This is a genomic window from Klebsiella spallanzanii (genome assembly GCF_902158555.1).
In the GTDB taxonomy this organism is placed as follows: domain Bacteria; phylum Pseudomonadota; class Gammaproteobacteria; order Enterobacterales; family Enterobacteriaceae; genus Klebsiella; species Klebsiella spallanzanii.
In genome coordinates this window covers 64224-76563 of the sequence record NZ_CABGGS010000007.1, presented here as the reverse complement: position 1 = coordinate 76563, position 12340 = coordinate 64224, and the positions used below count along the sequence as shown (strand labels likewise).

13 protein-coding genes are annotated in these 12340 nt (G+C 53.0%); 5 read left to right on the top strand and 8 right to left on the bottom strand.

Features of this window, described 5'->3' with window-relative positions:
* Positions 1-58 precede the first annotated feature (58 nt).
* The 7 genes from solA to mdtH all read right to left on the bottom strand — a co-directional run bounded on the left by solA (position 59) and on the right by mdtH (position 5947).
* Positions 59-1177 (bottom strand): N-methyl-L-tryptophan oxidase, encoded by a 1119-nt coding sequence (gene solA / locus FN082_RS09465; protein ID WP_142981485.1) that lies wholly within the window; start codon positions 1175-1177, stop codon positions 59-61.
* Positions 1178-1302: 125 nt separating this feature from the next.
* Positions 1303-1557: a biofilm formation regulator BssS gene (gene bssS / locus FN082_RS09460; protein ID WP_110277097.1), complete on the bottom strand. Its 255-nt coding sequence runs from the start codon at positions 1555-1557 to the stop codon at positions 1303-1305.
* Between the two features lie 284 nt (positions 1558-1841).
* Positions 1842-2087 (bottom strand): DNA damage-inducible protein I, encoded by a 246-nt coding sequence (gene dinI / locus FN082_RS09455; RefSeq protein WP_142463167.1) that lies wholly within the window; start codon positions 2085-2087, stop codon positions 1842-1844.
* A 72-nt stretch (positions 2088-2159) separates the two neighbouring features.
* On the bottom strand, positions 2160-3206 hold the full coding sequence (gene pyrC, locus FN082_RS09450) for a dihydroorotase (protein WP_139537726.1): 1047 nt from the start codon (positions 3204-3206) through the stop codon (positions 2160-2162).
* Between the two features lie 122 nt (positions 3207-3328).
* Positions 3329-3889, bottom strand: a complete 561-nt coding sequence (locus FN082_RS09445) for a lipoprotein (RefSeq protein WP_139537728.1) — start codon at positions 3887-3889, stop codon at positions 3329-3331.
* A gap of 136 nt (positions 3890-4025) precedes the next feature.
* A complete protein-coding gene (grxB, locus tag FN082_RS09440; RefSeq protein WP_139537730.1) occupies positions 4026-4673 on the bottom strand; it encodes a glutaredoxin 2 in 648 nt (215 codons plus the stop codon).
* Between the two features lie 65 nt (positions 4674-4738).
* A complete protein-coding gene (gene mdtH, locus FN082_RS09435; protein WP_139537732.1) occupies positions 4739-5947 on the bottom strand; it encodes a multidrug efflux MFS transporter MdtH in 1209 nt (402 codons plus the stop codon).
* Between the two features lie 229 nt (positions 5948-6176).
* Here mdtH and rimJ point away from each other — a divergent pair, with 229 nt between their 5' ends.
* The 4 genes from rimJ to murJ all read left to right on the top strand — a co-directional run bounded on the left by rimJ (position 6177) and on the right by murJ (position 9991).
* A complete protein-coding gene (gene rimJ / locus FN082_RS09430; protein ID WP_139537734.1) occupies positions 6177-6761 on the top strand; it encodes a ribosomal protein S5-alanine N-acetyltransferase in 585 nt (194 codons plus the stop codon).
* Between the two features lie 9 nt (positions 6762-6770).
* A complete protein-coding gene (locus FN082_RS09425) occupies positions 6771-7418 on the top strand; it encodes a YceH family protein (protein WP_142981484.1) in 648 nt (215 codons plus the stop codon).
* A gap of 1 nt (position 7419) precedes the next feature.
* Positions 7420-8343, top strand: coding sequence for a Gfo/Idh/MocA family protein (locus FN082_RS09420; protein ID WP_139537738.1), 924 nt, complete (start codon positions 7420-7422; stop codon positions 8341-8343).
* A 112-nt stretch (positions 8344-8455) separates the two neighbouring features.
* On the top strand, positions 8456-9991 hold the full coding sequence (gene murJ, locus FN082_RS09415) for a murein biosynthesis integral membrane protein MurJ (RefSeq protein ID WP_139537741.1): 1536 nt from the start codon (positions 8456-8458) through the stop codon (positions 9989-9991).
* A 54-nt stretch (positions 9992-10045) separates the two neighbouring features.
* On the opposite strand, the gene FN082_RS09410 is transcribed toward murJ, so the two are convergent.
* Positions 10046-11260, bottom strand: a complete 1215-nt coding sequence (locus tag FN082_RS09410) for an MFS transporter (protein WP_139537743.1) — start codon at positions 11258-11260, stop codon at positions 10046-10048.
* A 109-nt stretch (positions 11261-11369) separates the two neighbouring features.
* Between FN082_RS09410 and FN082_RS09405 the strand changes: the two genes are divergently transcribed.
* Complete coding sequence (locus tag FN082_RS09405) at positions 11370-12305, top strand: LysR family transcriptional regulator (protein WP_139537745.1); 936 nt, start codon at positions 11370-11372, stop codon at positions 12303-12305.
* The last annotated feature ends 35 nt before the right edge of the window (positions 12306-12340 follow it).

The window sequence follows — 12340 nt, the reverse complement described above, 5'->3', positions numbered from 1 at the left end:
ACGGCCTCAAATGAGGCCGTTGTTTTTTTGCTCGGTTGTACAACCGCACGGCTGGCTATTATTGCTTAAACCGTGTCAGCGAAAAGGGTGTCAGATCAAACTCAAAGGGCTCTTCAAGCGCAAATCGTGTAGCCAGATCGCCTAAGACCGGCGCGAACTTAAAGCCGTGCCCGCTCAGACCCGTAATGACCAGCGTCTCAGGATGGTCTGGCAAGGTATCAATGATAAAGTCTTCGTCTGCGGTGTTGTCATAGGTGCAGGATGCGCCGTGCAGGCAGCCGCCAATACCGGGCAACACATTACGCAGGAAACTGAAAGACTCTGAACCGTCCGTCGCAATGGAGCCAAAGGGTTTACGCTCTTCCAGTGCGGAAATAAGCTGTCCGCCGTTGTGCTTGCCGATTTTTAATTCGTTATCTTCTGCGGGAAAACCGTAAAACTGATCGCCATTGGGCAGCTCGCCGGTAAACGCCGGGAAATTATTTTTGCTGCTGTAACGGCCATCAGCCTGAAACCAGGCAAAAATCTTTCGTACCGGCTGGATGGGGAGTTCAGGCAGCAGCCGAGTGACCCAGGTTCCGGCGCTGACCAGCAGCTTTTTGCCGCTGTACTCGCCATCTATCGTCTCGACGGTCACGCCGTTCTGCTGGTGGTGAATGGCTGAAACCGGGCAGTTGAACAGCTGTGCGGCACCCGCTTCGCGCGCAAGACGGATCCAGGTTTTAATGGCTAACTCGCTGCGCAGTACGCCAGACGAGGGCTCAAATATTCCCCGATAATCATCAGGTACTCGAATCTCTGGCCAGCGGGCCATAACCGCCTGAGCGTCTATTTCCTCGATATTTAGCTCGAACTCACGTGCGCTGGCGACGACGTTATGCAGGAATTCTGAATCGGCAGGTCCAAGGTTAATAACCCCGGTACGCTCAAAAACGGCTTCACCGCTTGCGGCAGCAAACTCATCCCACAACTTTTGCGCTCGTAGTACCAAAGGGACATATCTTTCGCCTTCGCCGTAAGCATGACGAATTAGACGGGTATTGCCGTGATGGCTACCTTCCTGGTGCGGAGGCTGATGCGCATCAATCATCAGTACGTTAAGCCCTGCCTGACGCGCATAATAGCCAGCGGCAGCGCCAACCGAGCCGCTACCAATAATGATAAGATCGTATTGCATGGTGAGTTCCGGGTTATTGCTTTATTAGCAGGGTAATTAACAACCGGCTGTTATACAAGCCCGAAAATAATTCAGGCACCCGTAGGTGCCTGTTCAGTGAATATTTAGACATTATTGCGGTAAAACTAATGTCTGCGATACTCATTTTCCTGGTATTCGCCAGATTCAATCTTTGCAATACCTGCTTCCAGAATAGAAATAAACTGACGTGCGACGTCCGTTGTTAGCCATAGCGTCTGGCCAATCTCTGCGTCTCTACTGCTTTCTTGAGTGGGGTTTTGGTAGTGCAGGCGCAACATCAGCGCATCGTAACTATCAACGGTGCTGATGTCCCATCCGACGAGGGGATGGGTCTGGATGACTTCATTATTCTTTTCCATCATAACCCCTTATTCATATGTTAAAAGACAACAGTTCTCGAGGTTCAATGCATGTTTTCTGAAGCAAGTTAATTATATCAGTAGTCAAGAATAAACTCGAGAAATTAAATGAAACAGAGATGTATCTACTGTTGATTGCTGATTTTTTACACAGATTGGGTTCGATTCTTTGTTATTTTTGAAGGCGCTAAGCGGAAGCAATAGGAGAAAGTCTGAGTCTGAGAAATAAAAAAGCCGGGGCGACCCGGCAAAAAGTTGCACAATGAGGGAGCAAATTCTGTTGATTAGTCGCGGACAAACCAGTCGTCTGCGCTTTCCCAGGTTTCTTGCAGGATTTCACTAATCCGGTCTTTATCTTCTTTGAGGCCGCCGATGACCGACAGATTGTTATTTGCTGCGTACCGAACCGTCACCTGACTGGATGTCGAAGGAAACTGCTGTTCAATACGGCGGGAGAGTTCGTTGTTAAGTGCTTCTAAGGCACCGCTGGGTAAGGCTGTAGATTTGGCGATAGACACTTCAATGCGCATAATTGCCCCCTGTGTAATATACTGTTTATTTATACAGTATCATCTGCACGTTTACAACAGGGAGCGAGGTATTTATTTTTTCATCGTCCAGCGCACGGTTTCCCCGGCAAGAAAGGGCACCAGCGCGTCTCCTGGTAGGGCAATACTTTCCACCACCTGACTTTCTTCACGCACCAGCTCAACGTAGCTTTCATTGACCGGCAGGCCATAGAAACGAGCGCCGTTAAGCGAACAGAAAGCTTCAAAGTGCTGTAGGGCGTTCATCTCTTCGAACACAGTTGCGTAGCTGCCCAGCGCGGTTGGCGCGTTAAAGCAGCCTGCGCATCCGCAGCTGGCTTCTTTTCGATGGCGGGCATGCGGGGCTGAGTCGGTGCCGAGGAAGGCGCGGCTAAAACCGCTGGCAACCAGTTCACGCAGCGCCTGTTGATGAATATTGCGTTTCAGAATTGGCAGGCAGTAGAGGTGAGGGCGCACGCCGCCAACCAGCATATGGTTACGGTTGAACATCAAGTGCTGGGGGGTAATAGTAGCAGCCAGTAGCTCGTTACCATCGCGCACATATTCAGCAGCATCTTTGGTTGTAATATGTTCGAAGACCACTTTCAGACCTTGCAGGCGCTGGCGCAGCGGCTCCATGACCGTTTCAATAAAACGCGCTTCTCTGTCAAAAATATCGATGTCAGGGTGGGTCACTTCACCATGAACCAGCAGCGGCATACCCAGTTTTTCCATACGCTCCAGTACTGGCATAATGGCATCGGTACTGGTGACTCCGTGGCTGGAATTGGTGGTGGCATTGGCCGGATAGAGTTTGGCGGCGGTAAATACACCCTCGTTAAATCCGCGTTCCAGCTCTGCCGGGGCCAGCGTATCCGTCAAATAGCAGGTCATCAGCGGCGTAAAATCATGGCCATCGGGGATCGCATCAATGATGCGCTGGCGATAGGCGATGGCGGCATCGACGGTGGTGACAGGCGGTACCAGATTCGGCATCACGATCGCCCGACCATAAAATTCACTGGTGTAAGGCACGACGGTTTTTAACATATCGTCATCGCGAAGATGGATATGCCAGTCGTCGGGGCGGCGGATTTTCAATACCTGGGGTTGTGCTGTCATGGAAGGCTCCGGCTAATAGGTTCAGTCATCAGGGCTGTTTTTGCCGGGCACTAAGGATAAGCGTAAACGTTTTCCTTTGCATCAACTTCCGTAAAAAAACGGGCGCTTCAGCGCCCGGGTAATTAGTTAGTGAACGGGATAATGATCTCTCCAGGCTTCACTTCAATACCTTTAGCATACTTTTTCGCCAGAGCTTCACCAGTGCTGGCATCTTCGCGCAGCACGTAAGCAGGCTGTTGATTAAAGTAGCTACGTAGGGACTGATTAAGATATGGGATCAGCGTTTGCACGACGGATTGTAATTTTTCAGGTTGCACTTTTGCATCGACGACTTCCATCTCCTGCAGGAAAATGGCCCCTTTCTCTTTATTGAACGTCGGCAGCGCTTTGAGCTTCAGATCAATGGTCGCTTTCTGATTACCGAATAATGAATTCAGATCTAAATTAGCCACGCCGCTTAGCGTCACTTTGTTGGGTTCTTCACGACCAATAGCGCTGGTAAGGTTTTTCAGTTCAATGTGGGCATCGGCTACGCCAGGCAAGCCAATATCCTTGGCGAAGTGGTTACGCTTCTGCAGCGCCTGGTTGATCTCCTGTTCGCTCACGGAATATTGCGTGAGCTGGTTACAACCGCTCAGAAGGCCGCTAACAATCAGCGCGGCCGCGATAAACATCTTTTTCATTGGGTTCCTTAATGTCATGCCATTGGTTCATCCTGACACAAAGCAGCATGGCCTGCCAGCGCGGGAAGTGCTAGCGGAAAATACTGAAAAAGTGTTGAGACGGCAGCGAGCGGCCGGGCCTTTCGCTGCCTGTGGTTTAAATAGCCATTGAGGAGAGTAAGTTTATTTGCGTCTGTTTGGCCATATTGTCACGGTATGCCGCCGCGCGGCTCGGCCAGCTAATCCCGGCTACCAGCGTCAGGTTTCGCAGCAGCGGGAAGAGATGAATATCATCTTCAGACAGCTCTCCGTTGACGGCGTTTGGCTGCACTATCAGCTTATCCAGCGCTCGTAGATCATCGCTGATATTCTTAACCAGACCGGGCGAATGGGCGAGATGGTCGGCAAAGTTACCAAGAGACGCTTCTTTCTTATTCACAAAATAAGCGCGTGCTTCAGGCGTTGAGAATTCATCAAACGCGGATTTGGCAAAACGTGGTATCAACAGCCGGTTAGCATAGCCGTTGACCTTTCGCAGCCAGGCTTCAATGGCCGGATTGCGCGATCCGGTAAGCAGCGGTTTACCGTCCAGTTTATCGACATAGTGCACAATATCCATGCTTTCTGGCATATAGCGACTATCGTCTTTTTGCAGGATGGGCGCCATTTTCTGGCCGATCATGCGGGTTGGGGTTGACTCATCATCGTTCAGGAGCGTGATCAGTTCGACGGGGATATTCTTCAGGCCGAAAATCATGCGGGCTTTCAGGCAGAACGGGCAGTGATCGTAGATATATAACTTCACGTTTCTCCTCCATTGTTGCTGAACTTCCTCAATTCAGTATGGAGGAGAAACGAAGGTCCGGCAACTCAGGTCCGCGGCTCCAGCATTCTGGTTGTTGAGCGTTTTGGACTGAACTGCCACCACAGCGCGATGAAGGTCGCCAGTCCGATAATGCCCAGCATTAGCCACGGCAGCTCCGGTTGACCTGCGGCTTTCCCCGCGTCGAACAACCAGCCGCCGCCCGCGTAGCCGAAAGCGCCGCCGAAGGCCAAACCTAAACGGCTAAACCCCATATAGCTTCCGCGCGCCCGGGAATCTGCCAGGGATGCACCCAGCGTTTCACGCGCAGGTTCAGCAATGATTGAGCCAATATAAAACACGCAGATAAGCGTAAACAGCTGCTGGAGGTTGCTGCTCAGGCCAATCGGCATCATCGCAAGCGTCATGACCAGCAGGCCCGCCATCAGTCGATGTTCAAGGCGGAAACGCTTCTCGCTCCAGCGGGCAATCGGATAAAGCAAGGTCAGAGAAATAGTCGCTTCAATGGCATACATCCATTTTACTGCTGAAGGAGAACCCGCAATGTCGTTAACCATGATCGGCAGCATTAACATCACCTGAACCGCCAGCATGTAATATCCGGTTAGCGTCAGAACGTAGGTGACAAAGCGTTTGTCCCGCAATACGCGCCCCAGCCCTTCCCGAACCGGCGTTTTCACCGTCGATAGTTTCCAGGCCGGAAGATACCAGGCGTTGAATGCTGCACAGGCGATAAACAGGGCCGCCCCCGCGCTACAAACCAGACGAAAATCATATTGCAGTAGCCAGCTCCCAAGCAGCGCGCCGATCACCGCCCCTGCGCTGTCCTGCATCATCAGAATAGAGAAGAAGCGTCCACGCTGATGCGGGCGTACCAGCTTGACCACCAGTGCTGCCCGCGGGGGATCGAACAACGTACCGCCCAGACCTGAGAGAACACAGGAGAGCCACAAAACCCAAGGCTCATGGGCAACGGCCATGGCGGCGAAACCGGCAGCGCGCATTAACATGCCGGTGACGATCATCGGTTTAGCACCAAAACGGTCGGCAATGGCGCCGCCAAAAATGCCTAATCCTTGCTGCACCAGCTGACGCAGACCGAGCGCAATCCCGACCATTAGCGCAGCCCAGCCCATCTGGTCGACAAAGCGAATTGAGATTAGCGGAAAAACGACGAAAAAGCCGAGTACAACCAACATGTTATCGACTAACAGGAAATATTTACCCAGGCTCCTTGCCTGCGATACGCGGGACATTTCCCCTCCAGGGAAAAATAAGAATAAGCTCTGACATTCTGCGGGGTTAATGGTTATTTTCCCAGCTAACTTGCGACAATATTTTTTTATCAAAATGCAAGAACGATAGAGGCTATTCATCGAAAAGCAGAGATGGTGCAGAAAATGATATGTTGCTGTTTTCACACAACCGTGCAGGACAGGTATAGTGAACTCAGCAAGTATTGCGTCAGGGGAACAGGAGAGGGGAATGTTTGGCTATCGCAGTAACGTACCGAAGGTGCGTTTGACGACGGACCGGCTGGTGGTACGGCTGGTTCACGATCGTGACGCCTGGCGTCTGGCCGATTATTATGCGGAAAATAAAGGGTTTTTAAAACCCTGGGAGCCGGTGCGTGACGACAGCCACTGTTATCCTTCTGGCTGGCAGGCGCGTTTATCGATGATTTCGGAATTTCATAAACAGGGTTCGGCATTCTATTTTGCGCTGCTTGACCCGGAAGAAAAAGAGATCATCGGCGTGGCGAATTTTTCCAATGTTGTGCGCGGCTCGTTTCATGCCTGCTATCTCGGCTATTCCATCGGTGAGAAATGGCAGGGGCAGGGGCTGATGTTTGAAGCACTGACTTCAGCAATTCGCTATATGCAGCGCACGCAACATATCCATCGCATAATGGCAAACTATATGCCGCATAATCAGCGCAGCGGCGATTTGCTTGCGCGCCTGGGTTTTGAAAAAGAGGGTTACGCCAAAGATTACCTGCTCATCGATGGGCAGTGGCGCGATCATGTACTGACGGCGTTGACGACACCGGACTGGATCCCGGGTCGCTAAGGAGACATCATGAAATATCAGTTAACCGCGCATGAAGCGCGCGTCATTGGTTGCCTGCTGGAAAAACAGGTCACCACGCCGGAGCAGTACCCTCTGTCGGTCAATGCGGTAGTGACCGCCTGTAACCAGAAAACGAACCGTGAACCGGTGATGTCGCTAAGCGAGAGCGATGTTCAGGATCTGCTTGATACGTTAGTGAAGCGTCATTATTTGCGTACGGTCAGCGGTTTCGGCAATCGGGTGACTAAATATGAACAGCGCTTCTGTAACTCTGAATTTGGCGATCTGAAATTAACCTCTGCAGAGGTTGCCATTGTTACCACATTGCTACTGCGCGGTGCGCAGACGCCTGGCGAACTACGCGGCCGCGCGCAGAGAATGCATGAATTCAGTGATATGGCGGAAGTTGAAAGCGTTCTCGAAAACCTGGCTACGCGAGAAGATGGTCCTTATGTTGCACGTCTGCCGCGTGAACCGGGGAAACGTGAAAGCCGTTATATGCACCTGTTCTGCGATGATATGGATTCGCTTATTACCGCCTTTGAAGCCGTTTCACCGCCGGGTGACGATCTTCAGGCCCGCGTTGAGGCACTGGAAGAGGAAGTGGCAGAGTTAAAAGCGCGTCTGGATTCACTGCTGGCTCATCTGGGGGATTAGCATGTCGGCGAAATTACGTATAGGTGTAGTGGGGTTAGGGGGGATCGCGCAAAAGGCCTGGCTGCCGGTACTGGGGGCTGCGGACGGCTGGACGCTACAGGGGGCGTGGTCCCGTGGAAAAGAGAAAGCGTTGCCTGTTTGCGAAACCTGGCGTATTCCCTATGCTGATTCATTAGAGCAACTGGCAGCACAGTGTGACGCTGTATTCGTGCACACTTCAACGGCTTCACATTATGAAATTGTGAGCCGGCTGCTCAATGCCGGAGTTCATGTCTGCGTTGATAAACCGCTGGCGGATAAGCTTAGCGATGCGGAGGCGTTAGTTGAGCTGGCGTCCCGTCGTAATCTTACCTTAATGGTTGGGTTTAATCGCCGTTTTGCTCCTCTCTATCGTGAACTTAAGGCGCAACTTGGTAACGCTGCCTCGTTGCGAATGGATAAACATCGCAGCGATAGCGTGGGCCACGATCTGCGCTTCACATTACTGGATGACTACTTACATGTGGTTGATACCGCGCTGTGGCTGGCAGGCGATAAAGCGCGTTTAAACGGCGGTACGCTGCAAACCACGGCACAAGGTGAAATGCTTTATGCTGAACATCATTTCAGCGGCGGGTTGATGCAAATAACCACCAGTATGCACCGTCGTGCCGGAAGCCAGCAGGAACGAGTTCAGGCGGTGACCGATGGTGGCTTATATGAAGTACGTGATATGCGGGAGTGGCAGGAGGAGAGAGGAAGCGGGGTGATACAGCGTCCGATCCCCGGTTGGCAGACCACCCTTGAGCAGCGGGGATTTACCGGCTGTGCGCGGCATTTTATTGAATGCGTGCAAAATCAGACGGTTCCTGAAACGTCTGGAGAGCAGGCGCTAATGGCCCAGCGCGTTGTGGAGAAACTCTGGCGTGAAGCGATGAGTGAATAACCCGTTGTAACAACTGGCAGTAGTAATTCATTATGAACCCGGTAGACTATCGCCACTTTCCAGCGCCCGCATTTGCGGGCGTTTTACTCCAGGGTTGTGGAATAACACGTTAATGAATCTTTTAAAATCACTGGCGGCTGTCAGTTCGATGACTATGTTTTCGCGCGTGCTGGGTTTTGCGCGCGATGCGATTGTTGCGCGTATTTTTGGCGCAGGGATGGCTACCGACGCTTTCTTCGTGGCTTTCAAACTACCGAATCTTTTGCGACGTATTTTCGCTGAGGGCGCTTTCTCCCAGGCTTTTGTGCCGATTCTTGCTGAATATAAAAGTAAGCAAGGTGAGGATGCGACCCGCGTTTTCGTTGCCTACGTATCAGGACTACTAACGCTGGTGCTGGCGCTGGTGACGGTTGGCGGTATGCTGGCGGCGCCGTGGGTGATTACTATTACCGCTCCTGGATTTGCCGATACACCTGAAAAGTTTGCGCTAACCACTCAGCTACTGCGCATTACCTTCCCATATATCTTATTGATTTCACTTGCCTCTTTAGTTGGTGCAATTCTTAATACCTGGAACCGCTTTTCGGTCCCCGCTTTTGCCCCAACCTTTCTGAACGTCAGTATGATTGGTTTTGCACTGTTTGCAGCACCGTATTTTAATCCACCGATGTTGGCAATGGCCTGGGCGGTAACCGTTGGTGGTATTTTGCAGCTTGCCTGGCAATTGCCGCATCTGAAGAAAATCGGCATGCTGGTGCTACCGCGGATAAATCTCAAAGATGCGGGAGCCGTACGGGTAGTGAAACAGATGGGACCAGCCATTCTTGGAGTCTCCGTCAGCCAGATCTCCCTGATCATTAATACCATTTTTGCCTCGTTCCTGGTCTCCGGATCCGTTTCCTGGATGTACTACGCTGACCGCTTGATGGAATTTCCATCCGGCGTGCTGGGCGTGGCGCTAGGGACTATTCTGCTGCCTTCGCTGTCAAAAAGCTTCGCCAGCGGCAATCATGATGAATACTGCCGTCTAATGGACTGGGGATTACGCCTGTGCTTCCTGCTTGCGCTACCGAGCGCCGTGGCGTTGGGGATACTGGCCAAGCCGCTGACGGTGGCGTTATTTCAGTATGGTAAATTTACCGCTTTTGATGCCGCGATGACCCAACGTGCGCTGGTAGCCTATTCTGTTGGCCTGATGGGACTGATCGTGGTGAAAGTACTGGCCCCCGGATTCTATTCGCGTCAGGACATTAAAACACCAGTGAAAATTGCCATCGTCACGCTGATTATGACCCAGGTGATGAACCTGGCGTTTATTGGCCCGCTGAAGCATGCAGGTCTGTCACTGTCGATTGGTCTGGCGGCCTGCCTTAACGCCGCGCTGCTTTACTGGCAACTGCGGAAACAGAAAATTTTCACTCCTCAGCCGGGCTGGTTCTTGTTTCTGTTGCGCCTGGTTATTGCGGTCATCGTGATGTCCGCGGCGTTGCTGGGCGTGATGTACGTGATGCCGGAGTGGTCGCAGGGGACGATGCCGTTCCGATTGCTGCGACTGATGGTTGTTGTTGTTGCCGGAGTTGTCGCTTATTTTGCCACACTGCTGCTGCTGGGCTTCCGTGTGAAAGAGTTTGCTCGCCGCACGGCCTGAGCCGCCTGATAAGCGTTAAAAGCCGCTCTGCAATCAATGCAGAGCGGCTTTTTTTTAACGGGCCATCCGTTGTGCTGAAATGACCCGAGCGCTTTCCAGCAGGCGGATCCCAAGGGCAATCGCGCCGGAAATGACAGCCAGAGTCACGACACCGCTCCAGCCTGCTATCACATACAGTTTACTTCCCAGTACCGAGCCCAGCGACATCCCAATAAACACGCCAGTGAACAGCAGCGCATTAAGGCGACCGCGCGCCTGAGGCTCCAGACCATACACCAGGTTCTGGTGAGCGACGAGGCTGGATTGCAGCCCAAGGTCAAAACCGATAGCCGAGATAGCAATCAAAATCAGCTGACCATGCGGCGGCAGTGCAGGCAGCAAAAACATCAGGGCGAATGAAACGGTAACCAGCGCGGCCCCCATTTGTGTGACTTTTTCTGCACCAAATTTATCAGCCAGACCACCGGCCAGAGGTGCGGCAAGCGCCCCGGCGGCACCGGCAATGCCAAAGCCCCCGGCTACCGCGCTGCCCATTTGATAATGCGCCAGTAGCATAACCGCCAGCGTTGACCAGAATGCGCTGAATGCAATTGACAAGAAGCCCTGAGCAAATGCGGCGCGGCGCAGTGCCGGATAGCGTTTCCACAGATGCGCCATAGACCTCATCAACTGCGGATAGCTTAGGGTTGAGTGGATTTCAAAACGCGGCAGAACGCGCCACATCACCAGCCCAATCAGCGCGATACTGACAGCGGCTGCCTGATACATCACCCTCCAGCCGAATATTGCGCCGACCAGCCCGCTGACGGTTCTCGACAGCAGGATCCCCAGCAGCAGGCCGGTCATGACCGTACCCACCATTTTCCCTTGTTTACCCGCTGGGGCCAGGATAGCGGCTGCCGGCACGATATCCTGCGCCATTGTTGCCGCCATGCCGATAAGGAGGCTGATAATTAGCAGGGAGGTCAACTGACCGGTGAAGCTACAGAGCAGTAAAAGGACAGCCAGCGCGGCGCTTTTCATCAGGATGAGCTTTCTGCGATCGTGGCGGTCGCCAAGCGGGAGCAAAAAAAGTATGCCCAGCGCGTAGCCCGCCTGAGTCAGGGTCGGAACCAGTCCCATCCCCTCAACGCTTAAATGTAGATTAGCGCCCATCAGCGGTAGCAGCGGTTGCGCATAATAAATTGAGGCAACGCTGAAGCCAGCGCCCAGCGCGAGTATGAAAATTACCCACCCGGCAGCGCGGGAGGTGAGTGGAGTCGGTGTCATGGTTGGTTCCTCGTAGAAGCGATGGCGCTATTTTTCCCGTTATAAGGCTGGCGCGGTAGATAGCCCGGTGGTAAAACGGTTATACGCTAAACGTATAGGCAAAATTAAAATGAAGAAGCAGGAGCGTATAGACCGTATCGAGCTAATGCGTACGTTTATTCGTATCGTTGAGGCGGGTTCTCTTTCCGCCGCGGCTGTACAGATGAACACGACGCAGGCTACGGTTAGCAGGCGGCTCCAGTCCCTGGAGGGACTGCTTGGCGCAAAGCTGATTCTGCGCACGACCCACGCGATGAAGCTGACGGATGATGGTGAACGCTGTTATCAGCATGCTCGTCAGGTTGTCGACGCCTGGCTGGCGCTGGAGGACGATTTAAGCATCACCGATGACCGGCCCGTGGGGGTATTACGAGTGCGGGCACCGCATGCTTTTGGTCAGCAGCAGTTGCTGGGGCCGCTGGTGGATTTTCTGCAACGTTATCCCCAGCTGTCGGTCGAATGGATGCTGAACGATAAGACGGTCGATTTCCTGAGCGATGGCATTGACTGCGCGATTCGCGTGGGCGCAGAAGTCGATCCGGCCACGGTTTCGGTTTTGCTGGCTGAGGTTCCGCGTAGCGTGGTGGCTTCTCCCTTACTGTTGGCAAACTCACCGACTTTAACTGCGCCTCAGGAGATGTCGATACTCCCCTGGGTTGCCATCAGCACGTTTTATCAGCATGAAGTAATGTTGAAGTCTCAGGTTGATAATCAGATTATCACCTTTGGTATTGCCCCCTGCCTGAGTACGGATAGCGTGCATGTCGCCCGCAATACCGCACTGGCGGGGCTGGGCGCGGCGATAGTTTCGAGCTGGGCGGTGGCGGACGATATAGCATCTGGACGGCTGATCGAACTTTTCCCGCAGTGGCGGGCCTCTCCACTACCGGTGCATCTTGTGTATCCGTGGGCGCGCTATTATCCGACGCGGTTACGTAAGTTTCTTGATCTGATGCGCGAAGTGATGCCGCAGGTTGCGGGGATGCAGCAGCCGGAAGGGGAATAAAAAAAAGACCGGCCGCTGGGGCCGGTCTTCCAGGC

Excerpts from the sequence above, each read along its gene's own strand:
- solA (WP_142981485.1), bottom strand. The coding sequence starts at position 1,177 with ATGCAATACGATCTTATCATTATTGGTAGCGGCTCGGTTGGCGCTGCC.
- bssS (WP_110277097.1), bottom strand. The coding sequence starts at position 1,557 with ATGGAAAAGAATAATGAAGTCATCCAGACCCATCCCCTCGTCGGATGG.
- dinI (WP_142463167.1), bottom strand. The coding sequence starts at position 2,087 with ATGCGCATTGAAGTGTCTATCGCCAAATCTACAGCCTTACCCAGCGGT.
- pyrC (WP_139537726.1), bottom strand. The coding sequence starts at position 3,206 with ATGACAGCACAACCCCAGGTATTGAAAATCCGCCGCCCCGACGACTGG.
- FN082_RS09445 (WP_139537728.1), bottom strand. The coding sequence starts at position 3,889 with ATGAAAAAGATGTTTATCGCGGCCGCGCTGATTGTTAGCGGCCTTCTG.
- mdtH (WP_139537732.1), bottom strand. The coding sequence starts at position 5,947 with ATGTCCCGCGTATCGCAGGCAAGGAGCCTGGGTAAATATTTCCTGTTA.
- rimJ (WP_139537734.1), top strand. The coding sequence starts at position 6,177 with ATGTTTGGCTATCGCAGTAACGTACCGAAGGTGCGTTTGACGACGGAC.
- FN082_RS09425 (WP_142981484.1), top strand. The coding sequence starts at position 6,771 with ATGAAATATCAGTTAACCGCGCATGAAGCGCGCGTCATTGGTTGCCTG.
- FN082_RS09420 (WP_139537738.1), top strand. The coding sequence starts at position 7,420 with ATGTCGGCGAAATTACGTATAGGTGTAGTGGGGTTAGGGGGGATCGCG.
- murJ (WP_139537741.1), top strand. The coding sequence starts at position 8,456 with ATGAATCTTTTAAAATCACTGGCGGCTGTCAGTTCGATGACTATGTTT.
- FN082_RS09410 (WP_139537743.1), bottom strand. The coding sequence starts at position 11,260 with ATGACACCGACTCCACTCACCTCCCGCGCTGCCGGGTGGGTAATTTTC.
- FN082_RS09405 (WP_139537745.1), top strand. The coding sequence starts at position 11,370 with ATGAAGAAGCAGGAGCGTATAGACCGTATCGAGCTAATGCGTACGTTT.